The organism is Burkholderia sp. PAMC 28687, from assembly GCF_001577465.1.
Classification (GTDB): Bacteria; Pseudomonadota; Gammaproteobacteria; order Burkholderiales; family Burkholderiaceae; genus Caballeronia.
Map to the genome: position 1 here is coordinate 2,932,892 of NZ_CP014505.1, position 20,606 is coordinate 2,953,497.

Sequence of the window (20,606 nt, forward strand, 5' to 3'; positions counted from 1 at the left end):
TTCATCGTATTTTTTGCGTGGCCGGCGGCATAGAAGTTACCGATCAGTCACATGGAGGTTGCGAGCTTAGTGACTGATCGGTAACATGTCACGAATCCCTCCGGATTCAGAGGTTATGACCGTGGTACGAGCATCGACCCGAAACACTATCGCCGATAAAAAACCCGTCCGCCGGCACGTGGACGGCGCAACTGCGCAAGAGCAACTGCTCGACGCGGCAGAACGGCTCTTTTATCGCGACGGCATTCGCGCAATCAGCGTCGATGCCGTCGTGGAACGCGCCGGCGTGAACAAGATGAGCGTCTACCGGCAGTTTTCGTCGAAGGACGATCTGGTCGTGGCGTATCTCACGCGCATGGACGAGCGGTTCCGCGAGCGCGTCGAGGCGAGCTTCGCAAAGCATCCCGGCGATGCCGCCAAGGGTCTCGTGCAAGGCATCACGGATCTGGTGGAACGCGCGTCGCGGCCGGATTACCGTGGCTGCCCGTTCGTGAACGTGGCGTGCGAATTCGCGGATCGCGAACATCCGGCGCGGGTATCGGTTGCGCGCAACAAGGCTTATCTGATTGGACGATTACTGGCGCTGTCAGAAGCATCCGGCGCCGCCGATCCACAATCGCTCGCCGATTCGCTCGCGTTGCTGATTGAGGGCATCTACGCGTCGAGCCAGACTCTCGGGCCGGGGTGCGGTCCAATGCGCAGCGCGCCTCGCACAGCGCAGACGCTCGTACGCGCCGCTTGCGCCGAAGGCCGGGTGGAACAATGAACGAAGAGATCATCGATGCAACGCGCCACTGGCTGACGCGCGCTGTAATCGGGCTGAACCTGTGTCCGTTCGCCAAAGCCGTGTACGTGAAGGAGCAGATTCGCTACGTGGTCAGTGAGGCGCGTTCGTTCGAGGACGTGCTGGCCGACCTGGAAAAAGAACTCAAGCACCTTGCGGATTCCGACCCCGAAAAAATCGACACCACCTTGCTGATCGTTCCGCACGCGCTGGAAGATTTCGCTGAGTACAACGACGCGCTGCATTTCGCCGACACGCTTTTGAAACAGCTCAGGCTCGAAGGTGAGCTGCAGATCGCGAGCTTCCATCCGGACTATCGATTCGATGACGCCGAACCTGACGACATCGAAAATTTCACGAATCGCGCGCCCTATCCAATCTTCCATCTGCTGCGGGAAGCGAGCATCGAGCGCGCCGTCGATGCCTTCCCGGATGCCGCCAATATCTACGAACGCAACATGTCGACCTTGCGCCGTCTGGCGCTTGACGGATGGCAGGAACACATGAAGCGCGACATCCAGGTCAAGTCGTAAAGAAGCGCTCGCGCATCTCGTCAAGGCCGAGTGTTTCGAGTACATCGGACAGGCGTTGCGCAGGCTTGCCGCGCGGCAAGTCCTTGAACTGCGCGATGATCAACTCGTTTTTCATCGAATGTTCCCAGCCGACGAGCTCCGTCACGCTGACCTGGTAGCCGTGCGACTCAAGTTGCAGGCATCGCAGCACGTTCGTGATCTGGCTGCCAAATTCGCGTGTATGCAGCGGATGCCGCCACATTTCAGTCAGCACATTCTTCGATAACGAATGGCCCTTGTTCTTGCGCAGGACAGCGGCCACTTCCGCCTGGCAACACGGCACGACCACGATCGTTTTCGCCTTTTTCTGCAGGGCGAAATGAATGGCGTCATCGGTTGCGGTATTGCACGCGTGCAAGGCCGTGACCACGTCCACGGTCTCGGGCAACTTGTCCGACGTAGTCGATTCGGCCACCGACAGATTCAGAAACGACATCCCGTCGAAGCCCAACCGCGCGGCCAATTCCTCCGACTTTTCAACCAGTTCCGGGCGCGTCTCAATTCCATAGATATGTGACCGATCGCGCAGAGCTTTGAAGTAGAGATCGTAGAGAATGAAGCCAAGGTAGGACTTGCCAGCACCATGATCGACCAGCGTCACCGAGCTCTGCTTCGCATGAATTTCCGCAAGCAACGGCTCGATGAACTGAAACAGGTGATAGACCTGTTTCAGCTTGCGGCGGCTGTCTTGATTCATCTTGCCGTCGCGAGTAAGGATATGCAGTTCCTTCAAAAGCTCGATGGATTGCCCCGGACGAATTTCATGTTTTTCATTCGTCGAGGTGGTTTCCGGCTTTAGATCGGATGAATCCGATGATGCAATGGGCGCATTCAACGCCCGGGACTTCTTGGCCATCGTCTGGATACCGTAGGGATTTTTGCGTGGGGATCTAACGCGAAGTGTGCGCTAACCGCTGGTTTTAATGATGCAGATGAGCAAGTTTACCGAAAAGCGCAAAGACGCTCCCGAACAACGCAACGTCAGGAATTGGTAAGCGTTCGACTCTTCGTTTTTTGGATTGATCGAGCAGACAGTTTCAGATGGAACATTTCGTGCATTTGCAACGGGACAATCAACGGGACGGATGGACGCAACGGCGGCACGAAACCGCAAAATTGACTGAACAACAAGCCTGTAGCCAAGGTGAGCGCGATTAACCGGCGACCGGTGAGATGCACCGAGTCTCGTAACCACGCGCTGCCTGTTACGTAACACCCACGCACACAAAGCGCGTTCCCCGAGGAACACGCGAACGAAATGAGGACGGCAATGGACCCAATCCGAGACAGTAAAGCCGAACAGCAGTTTCAAGAGATGCTCGCCAAGCTCACCGCGTTGCCGGAATGGAGCGAAAAGCAGCAACTTGAACTGGAAATGGCTCGAGAGATTTCCGGCGAAATGCTGCGGCTTGCAGAAGCCATGCGCGACGGAACCACCGACATGGAAACTTGCCTGACGATGCTCAAGTACGCCAAGGTCATGGACTTCGTGCTGACCACGCTGGCGTCGCGTCGCGAGATCGCTCCGCAGACGTTGCGCGTGATCTTCAAGCTCGCCGGGCTGAAAGTCGATGAGGCTTATCCGGGTTGAGCCTGCATTCAGTGATGGTCTTGCGGCCAGTCCGGTATTTCCATCGGCTGGCCTGAAGCGGTTTTCTCAATGTTTGCGGCGGGTCATCAGCCGCTCGTAAGACGCTTTCAGGTGGCGCTGCATGGCAGCCTGAGCTTGAATCGCATCGCGCGCTTCGAGTGCGTCCAGTATTTCCTTGTGCTCGCTCAACGCGTCCGCCCACGTCTCCTCCCCCTCGAAATGCCCACGCAACGTCGATGACAACGGGCTATGCCGTTCATCGAAAAGACCCGCTACGGTACGCACCAGCACGTCATTGCCCGACATTTGCGCAACAGCCATGTGAAACGCACGGTCCGCAGCAAGTGGAATCTGGCCGTGGGCAACCTGGCGTGCCATGTCCTCGTAAATGTCGCGCAACGCCCTGAGCGCCTTGGGCTTGGCGAACGCCGCGACACTCGCCGCGATCGCACCTTCTATCACCATGCGCGCCGTTGTGATTTCCAGCGGGCTCTCCCCGAGCTCCGTATCGGCCAGCATGCCGGGGCGAGAACCTGGCGCGGGTGCCGCGCAAATATAAACGCCCGATCCCATTCGGATTTCGACACGCCCTTCCAGTTCCAGCGCAACCAGCGCTTCGCGCACGGACGGCCGCGATACGCCGAGCGTCGATGCCAGCTCACGCTCCGACGGCAAACGGCCGTTCGGCGCGAACCCCTTGTCGTCGATGAGTGCGCGCAGCTTATCGGCGATCTGGAGATAGAGACGGCGCGTTTCGATGGGTTTGCCTGCCACGAGGATTCCTTTTTTCTGCAGATATCGCGCGCCGGGTTAACTAGGCGAAAGCGTGAATTCTAAACAAAGGACGTCAGAATGGTCAGGCCAAACCCGTACTATCGGCAAATTGGCTTGACCAGTTCTCTTTTACGAAACTAACATGCACTCTGGTAAGGCCAAAACAGACCCCTCTCATGAAAACTGTCATCTGCGAACAACCCGGCTCTCTCGTCCTGATCGATCGGCCGTCTCCGGAACCCGGTCCCGACGATGTCCTGATTCGCATCAAACGCGTCGGCGTGTGCGGCACGGATCTGCACATATTCACGGGCAATCAGCCGTTTCTCGCGTATCCGCGCGTGATGGGACATGAGCTGTCGGGAATCGTCGAATCGGCACCATCCGGTGCGCGCGTCGCAAAAGGCGATCAGGTCTACGTGATGCCTTACCTTGCGTGCGGGAAGTGCATCGCGTGCCGCGCCAAAAAGCCGAATTGCTGCATGAACATTCGTGTGCTCGGCGTGCACACGGACGGCGGTCTGGTCGAGCAACTCGCCGTGCCGCAAGCTTTCGTGTTCAAAGCCGATGGCGTCACGCTCGATCAAGCTGCGATGATCGAATTCCTCGCCATTGGCGCACACGCCGTCGCCCGCGCCGATGTACAGCCGAAACAGCGCGCGCTCGTGGTGGGCGCGGGTCCCATCGGCATGGCGGCAACGATTTTCGCGAAGCTGCGCGGCGCCGAAGTGACGGTGCTCGATGGCCGGGAAGACCGCCTGAAATTCTGCGAGACGCAACTGAGCGCTGATCACATCGTGCGCCTGGATACCACCGACGCCGCGACCGACGCCAAACAACTCGCCGAGCTCACGGACCAAGAATTCTTCGATATCGTCTTCGATGCCACCGGCAACGTCAAAGCCATGGAACGCGGCCTGGAGTTCGTTGCGCACGGCGGCAAGTACGTGCTGATATCGATCGTTCGCGACCGCATCTCGTTCGCCGATCCCGAGTTCCACAAGCGCGAAACCACACTGCTCGCAAGCCGCAACGCCACGCCCGACGACTTCGAAACCGTTCTCACCGCCATGCGCGCCGGCCTGATTCCCACCGCCGCACTCAACACGCACACGTTGCAGCTCAGCAATTTGCCGCATGAGTTTTCGAGGTTGCTGGATCCATCGGCCGGGGTGATCAAGGCGCTGGTCGAGTGTTGAGCACGCAATGAGCAATCCCATTCTGCAGTTCGGCACGAGCCGCTTCCTTCAGGCGCACGTGGATTTGTTTGTCGCGCAAGCCTTGCGAAGCGAGCCGCCGAAGGCGCTTGGCCGCATCACGGTTGTGCAAAGCACGTCGAATCCCGAGAGCCGCGCGCGCATTGATGCGTTGCGCGCATCGAGCGTCTATCCGGTGCGGATTCGCGGACGAAAAGGCGATACGACCATCGATGAAACCGTGCAATGCGACGCGATCACCGAAGCGCTGAACGCCGCCGATGACTGGCCGACGCTTCGTGAACGCGTGCGGCGCGACGTCAGGGTCATCGTGTCGAACACGGGGGATACGGGCTACGTTTCCTTCGATAAAGACATTGGCCGCGGGTTCGAAGCGGCCTCAGTGCCGCGCGGTTTTCCAGCGAAACTCGCTGCGCTGCTGCATGACAGGTTCGTCGCAGGCGCTGAGCCGGTCACATTGCTGCCGTGTGAACTCGTTTCGCACAACGGCAATACGTTGCGTGACGCGGTGGTTGGCATCGCGAAGCAATGGCATGCAAATGATGCGTTCATACGCTATCTCGAGCACGATTGCGTGTGGGTGAATTCGCTTGTCGACCGCATTGTCTCGGAGCCGATTCATCCGGTTGGTGCCGTCGCCGAACCTTACGCGCTATGGGCAATCGAGCGCCAGCCGGGCATGATTCTGCCGTGCGAGCACGAAGACATCGTGATCACCGACGACCTCGCCCACTACGAGCGTCTCAAGCTTTTGCTGCTCAATCTGGGTCACACGATGCTCGCCGAACTCTGGCTCGCCGGGCAATCCGCAGCCGACGCAACCGTGCTCGATGCCATGCGCAACGCCGCATGGCGCGATACTTTGGAGTCGGTATGGCAGGACGAAGTGCTGCCCGTCTTTAATGCCCTCGGCAAGCACGACGCAGCGCAAGCCTATCTCGCCGATGTTCGCGATCGCTTCCAGAATCCGTTCCTCAATCATCGCCTTGCGGACATCGCGCGCAATCACGCGGAGAAGAAACAACGCCGCTTCAAGCCCGTAATCGATCTCGCGCGTCAGTTGGGGCTGGACATCGAACAAAAGCGGCTCGTCGCCGCGCTTCGATGACTCACTTCGCCATCATGTCCAACGCCAACGCTTCGGCGACTTCAATCCCATCAATCGCCGCCGAATAAATGCCGCCGGCATACCCTGCACCTTCTCCCGCGGGGAATAAGCCATCGACGTTCATGCTCTGATAGTTGTCTTTGCGCCGCACGCGGATCGGCGATGACGTCCGCGTCTCCACGCCGGTCAGGACGGCGTCGGCCATGGCGAAGCCGGGAATCTTTTTATCGATTTGCGGAAGCGCTTCGCGAATCGCCTCGACCACGTAATCGGGCAACGCGGTGCTCAAGTCAGTCATACGTACGCCTGGCTTGTACGACGGCTCTACAGAACCAAGCGCCGTCGATGCCCGCCGCGCGATGAAATCCCCAACCAGTTGCGCCGGCGCCGAATAGTCACCGCCGCCAAGCTCGAACGCCCGCTCTTCCCACTGCCGCTGAAACGCGATGCCGGCAAGCGGACCGCCCGGAAAATCCTCCGGCGTAATCCCGACGACGATCCCCGCGTTTGCATTCCGCTCATTTCGCGAATACTGGCTCATGCCGTTCGTGACGACGCGGCCTGGCTCCGACGCCGCGGCTACTACCGTTCCGCCCGGGCACATACAAAAGCTATAGACCGCTCGACCGTTGCTGCAGTGGTGAACGACCTTATAGTCAGCAGCGCCCAGCAATTTATGTCCGGCAAACTTCCCGAACCGGCTTCGATCGATCAACCCTTGCGGATGTTCGATCCGAAACCCGAGCGAAAACGGCTTCGCTTCCATATAGACGCCACGCCGGTGCAACATCTCGAACGTGTCACGCGCGCTATGTCCCACCGATAACACCACGTGATCGCAGCGCAGCGTCTCTCCGTTGGAAAGCGTCAATCCACGGACCTTTCCGTTTTCGATATCGATATCCTCGACTCGAGTATCGAACCGCACTTCCCCGCCGAGCTGATGAATGGTCGCGCGCATTTTCTCGACCATGCCGACCAGCCTGAACGTACCGATATGCGGCCGGCTCAGATAGAGGATGTCTTCCGGCGCGCCGGCGAGCACGAATTCATCGAGGACTTTGCGGCCGTAATGCTTCGGGTCCTTGATCTGGCTATACAGCTTGCCGTCGGAGAACGTACCGGCGCCGCCCTCGCCAAACTGAACGTTTGACTCCGGGTTCAACACGTTTTTCCGCCACAGGCCCCACGTGTCTTTGGTCCGTTCACGGACCGCTTTGCCCCGCTCGAGGATGATCGGGCGAAAACCCATCTGCGCGAGAATGAGGCCGGCGAACAAACCGCACGGTCCCATGCCGATCACAACCGGTCTCGGCGATGGCATCTGTTCAGGCGCCTTCGCCACGAACTTGTACGCCATATCAGGCGTGGTCGAACAATGCGGCTGATCGTCGAGATGACGAAGAGCGGCCGCTTCGTCCTTGATCTCTACATCGACGATATACGTGAGCTTGATGTCGGAACGCTTCCGTGCATCGTGCGCACGGCGAAACACCGTATAGCGGATAAGGCTTTCGGACGGAACGTGGATAAGCGCGAGGCGTGAGCGAATAGCCGACTCGAGCTCGCTTTCCGAATGCTCAAGCGGAAGCTTGATTTCGCTTAGACGTAACATGGAGACCTGATTGTTTTGCAGACGCCCTTGAACGACGGGCCGAAGCGCTATTTTAGCGTGTTGATACCAGGGGAGCCGACGCGAGCTGAGATTCCTCCGCCACCTGGGCTTGAGTGGCTACTAAGCCGCGCTGTAAACGCAAAAACCCCACCTTGATGGGGTGGGGTTTTAGCGACTGCGATGAGATGCAGAGGATGAGGAGCCTGACGATTACCTACTTTCACACGGGTATCCGCACTATCATTGGCGTGGAGTCGTTTCACGGTCCTGTTCGGGATGGGAAGGGGTGGTACCAACTCGCTATGGTCATCAGGCATTGAGGGGGTGTTCAGTCGCTGATGCGGTGCGACTGAACCAATCTGGGGAAGAAGTAGTCGAGTGCATGTGGGGAGTTAATCGCGCACGCCTCGTTGTTACGGGTAAAGCTTGGGGTTGTGTTTGCTACTACTTATATCAGGCACAACACTGATCTCAACCCATGCGTGTACTTAAGACCCCGCGCATGGCGCGGGATGGGGCATCCATACGTGCTTAAGCACTCATGGCTGCCGACACACACTGGTTATAGGATCAAGCCTTACGGGCAATTAGTATCAGTTAGCTTAATGCATTACTGCACTTCCACACCTGACCTATCAACGTCCTGGTCTAGAACGACCCTTCAAGGAGCTCGAAGCTCCAGGGATATCTCATCTCAAGGCGAGTTTCCCGCTTAGATGCTTTCAGCGGTTATCTCTTCCGAACATAGCTACCCGGCGATGCCACTGGCGTGACAACCGGTACACCAGAGGTTCGTCCACTCCGGTCCTCTCGTACTAGGAGCAGCCCCCTTCAAATATCCAACGCCCACGGCAGATAGGGACCAAACTGTCTCACGACGTTTTAAACCCAGCTCACGTACCTCTTTAAATGGCGAACAGCCATACCCTTGGGACCGGCTACAGCCCCAGGATGAGATGAGCCGACATCGAGGTGCCAAACACCGCCGTCGATATGAACTCTTGGGCGGTATCAGCCTGTTATCCCCAGAGTACCTTTTATCCGTTGAGCGATGGCCCTTCCATACAGAACCACCGGATCACTATGACCTGCTTTCGCACCTGCTCGACTTGTCGGTCTCGCAGTTAAGCACGCTTATGCCATTGCACTATCAGCACGATTTCCGACCGTACCTAGCGTACCTTCGTACTCCTCCGTTACACTTTGGGAGGAGACCGCCCCAGTCAAACTGCCTACCATGCACTGTCCCCGACCCGGATCACGGGCCAAGGTTAGAACCTCAAACAAACCAGGGTGGTATTTCAAGGACGGCTCCACCGAAACTAGCGTTCCGGTTTCATAGCCTCCCACCTATCCTACACAGATCGGTTCAAAGTCCAATGCAAAGCTACAGTAAAGGTTCATGGGGTCTTTCCGTCTAGCCGCGGGGAGATTGCATCATCACAAACACTTCAACTTCGCTGAGTCTCGGGAGGAGACAGTGTGGCCATCGTTACGCCATTCGTGCAGGTCGGAACTTACCCGACAAGGAATTTCGCTACCTTAGGACCGTTATAGTTACGGCCGCCGTTTACCGGGACTTCAATCAAGAGCTTGCACCCCATCATTTAATCTTCCGGCACCGGGCAGGCGTCACACCCTATACGTCCACTTTCGTGTTTGCAGAGTGCTGTGTTTTTATTAAACAGTCGCAGCCACCAGTTTATTGCAACCCCTTCACCCTTTGCGCGCAGGCGCATCAAGCTACAGGGGCGTACCTTATCCCGAAGTTACGGTACCAATTTGCCGAGTTCCTTCTCCCGAGTTCTCTCAAGCGCCTTAGAATACTCATCTCGCCCACCTGTGTCGGTTTGCGGTACGGTCTTGTTAAACTGAAGCTTAGAGGCTTTTCTTGGAACCACTTCCGATTGCTTCTTCACCTAAGTGAATGGCCTCGTACCCTTGAATTCCGCGCCCGGATTTGCCTAAGCGCCTTCTCCAATACAAGGACCGGGACTTCCAACACCCGGACAACCTTCCGCGATCCGTCCCCCCATCGCATTTAACAATGGTGCAGGAATATTAACCTGCTTCCCATCAGCTACGCATTTCTGCCTCGCCTTAGGGGCCGACTCACCCTACGCCGATGAACGTTGCGTAGGAAACCTTGGGCTTACGGCGAGGGGGCTTTTCACCCCCTTTATCGCTACTCATGTCAGCATTCGCACTTCCGATACCTCCAGCACACTTTTCAATGCACCTTCACAGGCTTACGGAACGCTCTCCTACCATGCGAGATAAATCTCGCATCCGCAGCTTCGGTATATTGCTTAGCCCCGTTACATCTTCCGCGCAGGACGACTCGATCAGTGAGCTATTACGCTTTCTTTAAAGGGTGGCTGCTTCTAAGCCAACCTCCTGACTGTTTTAGCCTTCCCACTTCGTTTCCCACTTAGCAATATTTGGGGACCTTAGCTGGCGGTCTGGGTTGTTTCCCTCTTGACACCGGACGTTAGCACCCGATGTCTGTCTCCCGTGATTGCACTCTTCGGTATTCGGAGTTTGCTATGGCGTAGTAATCCGCAATGGACCCCACAACCATGACAGTGCTCTACCCCCGAAGGTGATACACGAGGCACTACCTAAATAGTTTTCGGAGAGAACCAGCTATTTCCAAGTTTGTTTAGCCTTTCACCCCTATCCACAGCTCATCCCCTAATTTTTCAACATTAGTGGGTTCGGTCCTCCAGTACGTGTTACCGCACCTTCAACCTGGCCATGGATAGATCACTTGGTTTCGGGTCTACGCCCAGCAACTGAACGCCCTATTCGGACTCGCTTTCGCTACGCCTGCCTTAATCAGTTAAGCTTGCTACTGAACGTAAGTCGCTGACCCATTATACAAAAGGTACGCCGTCACCCCTTCGCAGAGGCTCCGACTGTTTGTATGCATGCGGTTTCAGGATCTATTTCACTCCCCTCCCGGGGTTCTTTTCGCCTTTCCCTCACGGTACTGGTTCACTATCGGTCGATCACGAGTATTTAGCCTTGGAGGATGGTCCCCCCATCTTCAGACAGGATTTCACGTGTCCCGCCCTACTTGTCGTACACCTAGTTCCACACATCCGCTTTCGCCTACAGGGCTATCACCTGCTATGGCCACACTTTCCAGAGTGTTCGGCTAACGGTCGTGCTAAAGAGTACAGGCTGATCCCATTTCGCTCGCCACTACTTTGGGAATCTCGGTTGATTTCTTTTCCTGCGGTTACTTAGATGTTTCAGTTCACCGCGTTCGCTTCACGTAACCTATGTATTCAGTTACGGATGACCCAGAAGGGCCGGGTTTCCCCATTCGGACATCTACGGATCAAAGCTCGTTTGCCAGCTCCCCGTAGCTTTTCGCAGGCTACCGCGTCCTTCATCGCCTGTGATCGCCAAGGCATCCACCACATGCACTTGTTCGCTTGACCCTATAACGAGTGCGTCTCCGAGACTCCTCCCGACTCCGAACCGAAGTTCAGCTTCGAGGCAAACCTCTTTCACACCGCTATAGGTTGAGTATTCGTGTTGCGCCGTATTCCAAAGCAATCTCTCGATCACTTTTTCATACATTGATACAATCACAACCCTGATTCACCTACTCACACACCCATCTCTAAGTATGCTTTCGTGAATCTCTTTACTACTTCTTCCAGATTGTTAAAGAACGACAGCATCACCTGAAGCGCTATGCTCCACATGATTTTACTGACTGGCTCAATCGCCAATGCAAATCACGCTCGACCGGCATGGCTCGGTCTAAACGTGCTTGGCATTGATGATTGGTGGAGGATGACGGGATCGAACCGACGACCCCCTGCTTGCAAAGCAGGTGCTCTCCCAGCTGAGCTAATCCCCCAAATACCTTGATGCTTGAGGGTCTGCATTTATCTTCGTTCGTTCTTTCAAACGTTCAAGAGTAAATGGTGGGTCTGGTTGGATTCGAACCAACGACCCCCGCCTTATCAAGACGGTGCTCTAACCAACTGAGCTACAGACCCTTAGCCTGTCTTCTTACAGCCGATAAGCGTGAGCACTTTAGTGCTTCGTTCAGAAGCGTTGAGCTCGAGAAAGGAGGTGATCCAGCCGCACCTTCCGATACGGCTACCTTGTTACGACTTCACCCCAGTCATGAATCCTACCGTGGTGACCGTCCTCCTTGCGGTTAGACTAGCCACTTCTGGTAAAACCCACTCCCATGGTGTGACGGGCGGTGTGTACAAGACCCGGGAACGTATTCACCGCGGCATGCTGATCCGCGATTACTAGCGATTCCAGCTTCACGTAGTCGAGTTGCAGACTACGATCCGGACTACGATCGGTTTTCTGGGATTAGCTCCCCCTCACGGGTTGGCAGCCCTCTGTTCCGACCATTGTATGACGTGTGAAGCCCTACCCATAAGGGCCATGAGGACTTGACGTCATCCCCACCTTCCTCCGGTTTGTCACCGGCAGTCTCCTTAGAGTGCTCTTGCGTAGCAACTAAGGACAAGGGTTGCGCTCGTTGCGGGACTTAACCCAACATCTCACGACACGAGCTGACGACAGCCATGCAGCACCTGTGTATCGGTTCTCTTTCGAGCACCCCAGCCTTTCAGCCAGGTTCCGACCATGTCAAGGGTAGGTAAGGTTTTTCGCGTTGCATCGAATTAATCCACATCATCCACCGCTTGTGCGGGTCCCCGTCAATTCCTTTGAGTTTTAATCTTGCGACCGTACTCCCCAGGCGGTCAACTTCACGCGTTAGCTACGTTACTAAGTCAATGAAGACCCAACAACTAGTTGACATCGTTTAGGGCGTGGACTACCAGGGTATCTAATCCTGTTTGCTCCCCACGCTTTCGTGCATGAGCGTCAGTATTGGCCCAGGGGGCTGCCTTCGCCATCGGTATTCCTCCACATCTCTACGCATTTCACTGCTACACGTGGAATTCTACCCCCCTCTGCCATACTCTAGCTCGCCAGTCACAAATGCAGTTCCCAGGTTAAGCCCGGGGATTTCACATCTGTCTTAACGAACCGCCTGCGCACGCTTTACGCCCAGTAATTCCGATTAACGCTCGCACCCTACGTATTACCGCGGCTGCTGGCACGTAGTTAGCCGGTGCTTATTCTTCCGGTACCGTCATCCCCTCACAGTATTAGTGCAAAGGTTTTCTTTCCGGACAAAAGTGCTTTACAACCCGAAGGCCTTCTTCACACACGCGGCATTGCTGGATCAGGGTTTCCCCCATTGTCCAAAATTCCCCACTGCTGCCTCCCGTAGGAGTCTGGGCCGTGTCTCAGTCCCAGTGTGGCTGGTCGTCCTCTCAGACCAGCTACAGATCGTCGCCTTGGTAGGCCTTTACCCCACCAACTAGCTAATCTGCCATCGGCCGCCCCTATAGCGCGAGGTCTTGCGATCCCCCGCTTTCTTCCGTAGATCGTATGCGGTATTAATCCGGCTTTCGCCGGGCTATCCCCCACTACAGGACACGTTCCGATGTATTACTCACCCGTTCGCCACTCGCCACCAGGGTTGCCCCCGTGCTGCCGTTCGACTTGCATGTGTAAGGCATGCCGCCAGCGTTCAATCTGAGCCAGGATCAAACTCTTCAGTTCAATGCCTGTTACTGTTTTCTATTCTTCCGAATAGGTCGCTCACTCAACGTACTGACAAGTTCCTCCCATCTTTCCATCTCTGAAAAGACGCTCAAAACCTACCTTAATACTAGTGTGAGACTTGATACTTTCGCTTCACGGCAGCGCCCCGAAAGACACCACCACGCTCTAAAGCAAAACACCAAGCGCCCACACTTATCGGCTGTTAGTTTTTAAAGAACATTCACCAAAACCGCAGCATCCCATCCCTCAGAACACCACCGCTTTCGCGTCGCTGCGTTTGCAGCACAGAAACGAGATTATGTAGAACGTTTCGCTTTTCGTCAACAGGTTTTTTACCGCATCGTGACAAACTCCAAATCACGACCACCTGGACCTCAATTCCCTGCGAAGGCCGTCCTGCATGGCTCTCCAGCTACCGGAATAGAACTGCGAATCCCCTACTTCCCGCTTCTCTTCACCTCACCCAGAAGCGAAGAGGCCGAATTCTAGTGCGCCCTCACGGGTTGCGCAAGGGGTTTGTGAAAAGAATATGAAGCCGCAGGCATTCCCCGGGGAATGGGTCAGGAACGCGGCGTAAGCGCTGCGTCGAGGGACGCAAAGTAAAAACCCCGCGGACCGTTGCCGGGCGCGGGGTTCAATTACATCTGACTACTTCTTGAAGCTAATCTGGTGCCGGCTGCAGGACTCGAACCCGCCACCTTCTGATTACAAAGCATCATAAAAACTTAATAAAATCATGAGGATAGGCGATATTTCGTTCTACCAAACCACGGAAGAGTCGCACGGCAGCGCCCAGCGGGACAAGGCACACCTGCGGGTTGTAGAACACTCCGTCGTTCGTAAGGGAAGGAGTTTCCCCCATAGAGACCTGCCAATTTGGTAGCCAACCGCTGTAGCTAGCGCCGTCTCTCGAAAGTTACGTTCGATCGACGGCGAGATTAAGTGGCTGTCTAGTCGTGTTTCGGTGCATCAAGAAACGGTTTCGGCTTCGGTATCCACCGCGCCGTGCTTGAGCTGATCGCGCAGCTTGTTGCGGTCCAGTTCCTTTTCCCATGCCGACACAACGACCGTCGCCACGCCGTTACCCACGATGTTCGTCAACGCGCGGCACTCGCTCATGAAGCGGTCGATACCAAGAATCAGCACCATGCCCGACAGCGGAATGGTCGGCACGACAGCGAGCGTGGCGGCCAGCGTGATGAACCCCGCGCCGGTCACGCCGCTTGCGCCCTTCGAGGTCAGCATGGTCACCGCGAGCAGCGTCAGTTGCTGCGTCCACGTGAGGTCCGTATTCGTCGCCTGGGCGATGAACAGCACGGCCATCGTCATGTAGATGTTGGTGCCGTCGAGGTTGAACGAATAACCGGTCGGCACAACGAGACCCACCACCGAGCGCGAGCAGCCGAGCTTTTCGAGCTTGAGCATCAGTTGCGGCAACGCGGCTTCCGATGAACTCGTGCCCAGCACGATCAGCATCTCTTCCTTGATGTACGCGACGAAGCGCAGGATGTTGAAGCCGACCATCTTTGCAATTGCGCCGAGCACGACGACCACGAACACGATGGACGTCAGATAGAACGTGCCGATCAGCTTGAGCATGGGCACCAGCGAACCGATGCCGTACTTGCCGATGGTGAACGCCATTGCGCCGAACGCGCCGATCGGGGCCAGCTTCGTGATGATGCGCACGATGCCGAACAGGATGTGCGACAGCCCTTCAATGAAGTTCGTCACCACGCGGCCTTTCTCGCCTGCGGTGGCCAGCACCGCGCCGAACAGCAACGCGACCAGAAGGATCTGCAGGATTTCGCCCTGAGCGAACGCCGACGAGATCGTGTCCGGGATGATGTGCATCAGGAAATCGGTGGTCGTCTGGCCGTGCGCCTTCGCGGCGTACGAGGCGACTGCCTTGGCGTCCAGCGTAGCCGGATCGATGTTGAAGCCCACGCCCGGTTTCAGCAGGTGCGTCGCGGCCAGGCCGAGGATGAGTGCGAAGGAAGAGACGACTTCGAAGTACAGAAGCGCCTTGCCGCCCACGCGCCCGACCTTTTTCATGTCCTCCATGCCGGCGATACCGGTCACGACCGTACAGAAGATGATCGGGCCGATCACCATCTTGATGAGCTTGATGAACCCATCGCCGAGCGGTTTCATCTCGGTGGCGAGCGCGGGATAGAAATGCCCGAGCGCGATGCCGATGGCAATCGCCATCAGCACCTGCACATACAGGACTTTATAAAAAGGTTTCTTCACGGTTGTCACAGTGGTTGCGGGCATGGTCGGCGAATGGCAAAGGGGTGAGACAAAAACGCGCCGGCGCTCGGCTGCGGCAATGCGCGTCTGGCGTCGGCAAAATCAGGTCAAGCTGGATGGGATGGGGTGCATCGAATTGTCTCCTTGTATTTGTCTGCGGCCTTTTTTGGCCTGCCTATATAAGGCAAGGTCGATGCCAGTTAGCGACCTACATGATGCATTGATTTTAAAAGGATTTTTTTGAGCAACGAGAACGCAAGTCCGCCTTTCCGAAATTACTAACGCTCTCATTCTGGTGATCCAGACGCCCCCTAGGGTTTCCACCAGCTCCGCTTTAAGTGCGGAATTGAGCAGGGGTCGTTGGTACGAAAATCGGATTCAATAGAATCTGCAGGAGGAGTGCTGCGGACTGACGCAAGCATGAAAACCCGCGCGAGCCCCCATGTTTCTGTTCTAGCCGGAAATAGCAAGAAAGATAAAATTCACCCGTCGCACCGATGACTTCTGAGCCTTCGCCGAGCGCGAATTGTCTGATCGCGTAGTGCAACGTCATATATCACGGCATTCTGGAAAGATTACTCCTCGCCCCTTGACCATCGGTTGCATGCTTCCGCAGCCGACATGTACTCGGAGCCCCGCTTCGCGAGCTCTGAGCCCCAAACTGCGACGTCTTCACGGGACGGAATCATTGTCGAGGGACACTCATAAAGGAAGAATGCGAGCATTCGATTGATCTCGTCGTGATCACCTTCAACGATGAATCTGGGGACCGATGAATTTGTCATTTGCGTGGTGAATCTCGTGGTTATTGGTGGCGCTTCCGCACCTCCAAGTTATTTGATCACGCTTCCGAGACCTGAGGTTATTTGGTCGCGCTCAGGAGCCTTGGGGCAATCTGGTCACGCCCCGAACCGTGAGGTTATCCGGTCGCACAACGAGCCCTGAGGTTATCTGGTCGCGCAACGAGCCCCGAGGTTATCTGGTCGCGCAACGAGCCCCGAGGTTATCTGGTCGCGCAACGAGCCCTGAGGTTATCTGGTCGCGCAATGAGCCCCGAGGTTATCTGGTCGCGCAGGTTATCTGAGGTTATCTGGTCGCGCAATGAGCTGGTCGCGCAATGAGCCCTGAGGTTATCTGGTCGCGCAACGAGCCCTGAGGTTATCTGGTCGCGCAATGAGCCCTGAGGTTATCTGGTCGCGCAACGAGCCCTGAGGTTATCTGGTCGCGCAACGAGCCCTGAGGTTATCTGGTCGCGCAACGAGCCCTGAGGTTATCTGGTCGCACTCTTGGCCGTGCAGCTCTTTGGTGATAGAGAGTCGATTGAATCGTAGGCGTCGAAGTCATCGGGTATCGATTGATCGAAATCGGTTGCATACCAGGTGTTTGAGATAGATTCCAAGATGGTTTTCAGGGTCTTGGGCTCGACAGCGCCATTCAATGCACGACGGATTCGCCGTTTCACCCGTTCCTGATCGGCTCGTTGATCGTCACAAACTTGATCGATCGCTTCGATTGCCGGCTTTAGGACCCACGCGTATTCGTTCAGCAGGCGGTTTTCTTTGAGCCACTGAATCGACCTCGTCAGAACCTTCGTAGCCTCCATCGCATCTTGTACAGGTGCTGGCAATCCGCTTAAAGCGGGCGGTTGCGACGCCCCGCGCAATGCGGCATCAAGGCCTTGTTCAAAATCGCGCCGCTGCATGTCAGATAGCAGGCCGAGTTCCACTGCTTGGTGCGCTCTTTGACGAAGTGACGCCTCACTCCATGACCGGTGGCCGTTCTTATAAGCGGACCAATTATCAACGCCAAAGGCCCGGCTGAAATGCTCATTGGTACGGGGCCAGCTAGGAGCCAGATTCGGTATCCGCAATTCGTTTTCTGAGTGCGGCACCTGACTGCTATGTTCTTCGATGAGCTGAACCAGCCTCTTCGTGGCAGCAGTTTTGAGCATTCGATAGGCCGTCCGATCTGCGGTTCGAGTCATGTCCATTCCAAAAATTGTCGAACAAACGGCGACATTTATTGCCATCGATGTTAGAGCGCGCGACGGCAACAATCAATCCCGCTCGCTCCGTTCTACAAAAATTTCCCATCAGGCAAATATTCGCGAGCGCTCCAAATTCCTTTGTCGCATAACAAACAGAAGAGGTTCTATGACTTCGAAGCAAAAGCTCACCATCCTCGCCATCAATGAGCGCAGCGGAACATCGATTAAAACCGGCCGCCCTTGGATCATCCGCGAAGCGCAGTCAATTCTGGAACAGGCGTCGAGCGAGGGCACAAGCATCGTGGTTGGCGTAATCAATTTGCCAACGGCACTGGCCGAAACACAACCTGGCGAATATCTGGCCGAGTTTGCGCTCGCTCAAGGGAATGGCCAAGACGCCGGAAGATTGGTCCCTCGCGTCGTGTCGCTCACCCCGTTCGGCCAAGTCCGTGCGCAGCCCAAATCCGACTCCAAGCAGGTGTAAAAGCTGAATGCCCGTCGGCTCAGTTCAGATCGTTCTTGTGTGCGTGCCGGTGTCGTCGGCGGAACAAACAAGCACCGTTGATCAGCAGGTGTGCGCTTCTTTCAACGGAAGCAGCTATCGACTTCAGCAGCAACAAGCTTACGTGCTCTCGCCAGACAGTGCGGGGTACATCGACTCGATAGCTCAGCCATTCGACTACGTCGCAGCGGCCGGCTTTTGGGGCGTGGCATTCACCACCATCGTGAGCTTGTGGTTGGTGAGCCACGGAGCAGGCGCAATCGTCAACTTTCTACGACGCGCCTAATTTTACGTTCGCGGGTCCACCGCATTTTTTTAGGGAAAAAAACATGAAGGTAAAGCTGCAACAAATTATCAAGATCGGCGGTCGCTTCGCTGTCCTGGCTGCTGTCGTTGGTGTTGGCGAAGCACGCGCTGCAACCACTGGTCCGGATTTCTCGACGCTCACAAGTGGAATTGATTTTTCCAGCGTAACCACTGGTGTGCTTGCCGTTGCGGCAACGCTGATCACTGTGTACGTCGGTATCAAAGGCGCGAAGATCCTCATCGGCATGGTACGCGGCGCGTAGGCCCAGTACTGCACATTGCTCAACGGGGGCTGCGGCCCCCGCTTTCATCACCGGAGGGTCGATGGACGTCAATAGTGCGTGGTACTTGCTGATGTTCGCGTTCGGAATCGTGTGCGCCTGGGCTGTTATCAGTGGTTTCAAGGGGGCGTGATGCTGCGCAAGAGAATTGTCGTATCTGTCGCTCTGATCTGCGTACTTGGTGTGCAACTGGCGCATTCACAGGCGCTGTTAGCGCCAGTCGAAAACTTGGTTATCAACCGTGCCGAGGCCGCGATTCTGACGCGTGTCGCTATTTCTCGCGGCTTTGCGGCAAATGATCCGCGCATAGCTGCAACGCTTACCTCAATGGGCCAAGCGTCAACCGCATTGAATGTCGTCTCGACAGGGGTTGCTGTGGGTCTTGGATTTGCGGGTGCGCCGGTATGGCTGACAGTTGCGGCCGGCTTAGGAATTCTCGCAGCGGGGTCTGCGTTGTACGCTGGCAGCGTGTCGCTCAGTCGCTCGATGGATGGAAAGACAATCACCGCTCAGCAACCATTGCCGCAAAGTGTCGGCGCAACTTACACGCCTGTTTCCGCTGCGCCGGCCACGGATAACAACATGGTGAATCCATGGGTATGGGCAGCACAACAAGGCATCCCGGTCTATCGCACGGCGCAATGTCAAAGTGGAGATGCGTTTTGCACAGCTTTTCCTAGCGTTCCGACGAGTGGGCAAAAAAACTTTGACTATTCGGCCGGCACCGTGGAAATCATTCCAAACACGATTCAACAGGTTCAGCAATTCGAGGGATACCAGCAGCAATACAGTGCAAACGGGGGCGTCACCAATCCGACAAACCCACAGTGGACCTACAGCGGCTCGAGCGTCTATTGGCAACCGAACGCCGATGGCACGCAACAAACGCTGTATATCTCGGTGAATGGTCAGCAGCAAGTCTACGACTCGACAAGCGGCAACTTCGTATGGCAGCCGCTTAGCAGGACCCAGGCGCTGACAAACTACACGATCGGACCAGGTGTTAAGCCGGCGACCGGGACTGACTTGTCCCAGGTTTATCCGCAACTACAGCCCGCAGCTTTGACGCAAACGCTCGACCCTTCAACGCTTGCAGCACTCACGAACCAGACCTGGCAACAGGCTGCATCCCAGCCAGGTTATCAGGGCTTGCCTTACTCAGCGACGCAGCCGATTTCCTTCGCAGATGTCCAGCCTTGGGTCGCACAAAATCCGACGCTTGCGCCGAACGTGTCGGATTTGTTTAGACCTGCAACCGACCCCGGGGTGACGCAGGTGACCATCAGTCCGACGGTGCAACCGGGTTCGGCTGGTGTAACAGATCCAGCCAGCAGTCCGAGCACCGGCGCAGGCAACAACGTCAACGTGGTCAATACGCCGAACGTCAATGTCGTCAATAAGGTCTCCGTTGATCTGGGGGCCGACCCCGGCGTTCAAGCGCCGACGCTAGAGAGCGCTCCGACTATCTCGATGATCTTGTCACCGCTGTTGAACTTATTTCCCGATCTGAAGGGGTGGAGCGTTCCTACCCATGGCTCTGCGTGTCCGGAGCCATCTTTTACCGCCTTTGGTAGGTCGTTCACCCTCTCGGCACAATGCGATCTCGCCGAGAGCCACAGGACGGGCATTTATACAGCGTTTGCGGCGATGTTCACTCTTGCCGCGCTCCTCGTCGTTTTGCGAGCATAGGGAGACGTCATGTTCGGAATTTTGGTGTCTGCCGCGAACGTATTGCTCGGGTTTGTTCTCCGGTCCGTTGTCGCGAAGTTCTTCCTGTATTTCGCCCTGTATTTCTTTGTCGGCGAGACGGTTGCGCTCCTGCAGAGCGCTCACTTCTTGCCTAATGCGTCGTTTCTTGCCGGGGCCTTCGGAGCCATCGGGGACGATGTTTGGTATTTTTTGGACCTCTGTGCATTCAGTTACGGCGCACCGCTGCTCGTATCGGCATACGTGACACGCTTCATTGTCCGCCGTTTGCCGATCATCGGCTGACA

15 protein-coding genes, 2 tRNA genes and 3 rRNA genes are annotated in these 20,606 nt (G+C 56.2%); 10 read left to right on the plus strand and 10 right to left on the minus strand.

The features are described from left to right. Positions 1-115 precede the first annotated feature (115 nt). Complete coding sequence (locus AX768_RS13625; protein ID WP_082778830.1) at positions 116-766, plus strand: TetR/AcrR family transcriptional regulator; 651 nt, start codon at positions 116-118, stop codon at positions 764-766. Then, positions 763-1,317: a DUF1415 domain-containing protein gene (locus AX768_RS13630; RefSeq protein WP_062000406.1), complete on the plus strand. Its 555-nt coding sequence runs from the start codon at positions 763-765 to the stop codon at positions 1,315-1,317. Before AX768_RS13625 ends, AX768_RS13630 begins: the two co-directional genes overlap by 4 nt. On the opposite strand, the gene AX768_RS13635 is transcribed toward AX768_RS13630, so the two are convergent. Continuing rightward, positions 1,307-2,212, minus strand: a complete 906-nt coding sequence (locus AX768_RS13635; RefSeq protein WP_082778831.1) for a class I SAM-dependent methyltransferase — start codon at positions 2,210-2,212, stop codon at positions 1,307-1,309. The genes AX768_RS13630 and AX768_RS13635 overlap by 11 nt on opposite strands. Before the next feature lie 414 nt (positions 2,213-2,626). On the opposite strand from AX768_RS13635, the gene AX768_RS13640 reads away from it, so the two are divergent. Then, complete coding sequence (locus AX768_RS13640) at positions 2,627-2,947, plus strand: hypothetical protein (protein ID WP_062000407.1); 321 nt, start codon at positions 2,627-2,629, stop codon at positions 2,945-2,947. A 66-nt stretch (positions 2,948-3,013) separates the two neighbouring features. On the opposite strand, the gene AX768_RS13645 is transcribed toward AX768_RS13640, so the two are convergent. Continuing rightward, on the minus strand, positions 3,014-3,721 hold the full coding sequence (locus tag AX768_RS13645) for a FadR/GntR family transcriptional regulator (protein WP_062000408.1): 708 nt from the start codon (positions 3,719-3,721) through the stop codon (positions 3,014-3,016). Positions 3,722-3,897: 176 nt separating this feature from the next. Here AX768_RS13645 and AX768_RS13650 point away from each other — a divergent pair, with 176 nt between their 5' ends. Both AX768_RS13650 and AX768_RS13655 read left to right on the plus strand, forming a co-directional pair. Further along, positions 3,898-4,920, plus strand: a complete 1,023-nt coding sequence (locus AX768_RS13650; RefSeq protein WP_062000409.1) for a zinc-binding alcohol dehydrogenase family protein — start codon at positions 3,898-3,900, stop codon at positions 4,918-4,920. 7 nt (positions 4,921-4,927) lie between these two features. Beyond that, positions 4,928-6,046: a D-mannonate oxidoreductase gene (locus AX768_RS13655; protein ID WP_062000410.1), complete on the plus strand. Its 1,119-nt coding sequence runs from the start codon at positions 4,928-4,930 to the stop codon at positions 6,044-6,046. A gap of 1 nt (position 6,047) precedes the next feature. On the opposite strand, the gene AX768_RS13660 is transcribed toward AX768_RS13655, so the two are convergent. The 8 genes from AX768_RS13660 to AX768_RS13695 all read right to left on the minus strand — a co-directional run bounded on the left by AX768_RS13660 (position 6,048) and on the right by AX768_RS13695 (position 17,520). Further along, positions 6,048-7,661, minus strand: coding sequence for an NAD(P)/FAD-dependent oxidoreductase (locus AX768_RS13660; protein ID WP_062000411.1), 1,614 nt, complete (start codon positions 7,659-7,661; stop codon positions 6,048-6,050). Between the two features lie 201 nt (positions 7,662-7,862). Beyond that, a 5S ribosomal RNA gene (rrf, locus tag AX768_RS13665) occupies positions 7,863-7,975 on the minus strand. Between the two features lie 252 nt (positions 7,976-8,227). Then, positions 8,228-11,110 (minus strand): 23S ribosomal RNA (locus tag AX768_RS13670). A 352-nt stretch (positions 11,111-11,462) separates the two neighbouring features. Next, a tRNA-Ala gene (locus AX768_RS13675) sits at positions 11,463-11,538 on the minus strand. A 65-nt stretch (positions 11,539-11,603) separates the two neighbouring features. After that, positions 11,604-11,680 (minus strand) — tRNA-Ile (locus AX768_RS13680). 69 nt (positions 11,681-11,749) lie between these two features. Then, positions 11,750-13,280 (minus strand): 16S ribosomal RNA (locus AX768_RS13685). Together the 16S, 23S and 5S rRNA genes with 2 tRNA genes alongside form the textbook arrangement of a ribosomal RNA operon. 972 nt (positions 13,281-14,252) lie before the next feature. After that, on the minus strand, positions 14,253-15,536 hold the full coding sequence (locus tag AX768_RS13690; protein ID WP_062000992.1) for a dicarboxylate/amino acid:cation symporter: 1,284 nt from the start codon (positions 15,534-15,536) through the stop codon (positions 14,253-14,255). A gap of 1,270 nt (positions 15,537-16,806) precedes the next feature. Next, positions 16,807-17,520, minus strand: coding sequence for a hypothetical protein (locus AX768_RS13695; protein WP_155524239.1), 714 nt, complete (start codon positions 17,518-17,520; stop codon positions 16,807-16,809). Here AX768_RS13695 and AX768_RS13700 point away from each other — a divergent pair. The 5 genes from AX768_RS13700 (at position 17,519) to AX768_RS13720 (ending at position 20,604) form a co-directional block, all read left to right on the plus strand. Further along, the gene (locus AX768_RS13700; protein ID WP_442857237.1) at positions 17,519-18,007 is read left to right on the plus strand and encodes a hypothetical protein; all 489 of its coding nucleotides are present in this window, start codon (positions 17,519-17,521) and stop codon (positions 18,005-18,007) included. The two genes, AX768_RS13695 and AX768_RS13700, sit on opposite strands and share 2 nt — an antisense overlap. 7 nt (positions 18,008-18,014) lie before the next feature. Further along, entirely contained in the window at positions 18,015-18,311 is a 297-nt protein-coding gene (locus AX768_RS13705; RefSeq protein WP_231941280.1) for a hypothetical protein, read from the plus strand. Positions 18,312-18,354: 43 nt separating this feature from the next. After that, positions 18,355-18,594, plus strand: coding sequence for a hypothetical protein (locus tag AX768_RS13710; protein WP_062000414.1), 240 nt, complete (start codon positions 18,355-18,357; stop codon positions 18,592-18,594). Positions 18,595-18,744: 150 nt separating this feature from the next. After that, positions 18,745-20,301: a hypothetical protein gene (locus AX768_RS13715; RefSeq protein WP_062000415.1), complete on the plus strand. Its 1,557-nt coding sequence runs from the start codon at positions 18,745-18,747 to the stop codon at positions 20,299-20,301. Positions 20,302-20,310: 9 nt separating this feature from the next. Further along, positions 20,311-20,604, plus strand: coding sequence for a hypothetical protein (locus AX768_RS13720; protein ID WP_062000416.1), 294 nt, complete (start codon positions 20,311-20,313; stop codon positions 20,602-20,604). Positions 20,605-20,606: the final 2 nt, after the last annotated feature.

What these genes read in the sequence shown, in the direction of transcription:
- AX768_RS13625 (WP_082778830.1), top strand. Translation starts at nt 116, where the DNA reads ATGACCGTGGTACGAGCATCGACCCGAAACACTATCGCCGATAAAAAA.
- AX768_RS13630 (WP_062000406.1), top strand. Translation starts at nt 763, where the DNA reads ATGAACGAAGAGATCATCGATGCAACGCGCCACTGGCTGACGCGCGCT.
- AX768_RS13635 (WP_082778831.1), bottom strand. Translation starts at nt 2,212, where the DNA reads ATGGCCAAGAAGTCCCGGGCGTTGAATGCGCCCATTGCATCATCGGAT.
- AX768_RS13640 (WP_062000407.1), top strand. Translation starts at nt 2,627, where the DNA reads ATGGACCCAATCCGAGACAGTAAAGCCGAACAGCAGTTTCAAGAGATG.
- AX768_RS13650 (WP_062000409.1), top strand. Translation starts at nt 3,898, where the DNA reads ATGAAAACTGTCATCTGCGAACAACCCGGCTCTCTCGTCCTGATCGAT.
- AX768_RS13655 (WP_062000410.1), top strand. Translation starts at nt 4,928, where the DNA reads ATGAGCAATCCCATTCTGCAGTTCGGCACGAGCCGCTTCCTTCAGGCG.
- AX768_RS13660 (WP_062000411.1), bottom strand. Translation starts at nt 7,661, where the DNA reads ATGTTACGTCTAAGCGAAATCAAGCTTCCGCTTGAGCATTCGGAAAGC.
- AX768_RS13700 (WP_442857237.1), top strand. Translation starts at nt 17,519, where the DNA reads ATGTCCATTCCAAAAATTGTCGAACAAACGGCGACATTTATTGCCATC.
- AX768_RS13695 (WP_155524239.1), bottom strand. Translation starts at nt 17,520, where the DNA reads ATGACTCGAACCGCAGATCGGACGGCCTATCGAATGCTCAAAACTGCT.
- AX768_RS13705 (WP_231941280.1), top strand. Translation starts at nt 18,015, where the DNA reads ATGCCCGTCGGCTCAGTTCAGATCGTTCTTGTGTGCGTGCCGGTGTCG.
- AX768_RS13710 (WP_062000414.1), top strand. Translation starts at nt 18,355, where the DNA reads ATGAAGGTAAAGCTGCAACAAATTATCAAGATCGGCGGTCGCTTCGCT.
- AX768_RS13715 (WP_062000415.1), top strand. Translation starts at nt 18,745, where the DNA reads ATGCTGCGCAAGAGAATTGTCGTATCTGTCGCTCTGATCTGCGTACTT.
- AX768_RS13720 (WP_062000416.1), top strand. Translation starts at nt 20,311, where the DNA reads ATGTTCGGAATTTTGGTGTCTGCCGCGAACGTATTGCTCGGGTTTGTT.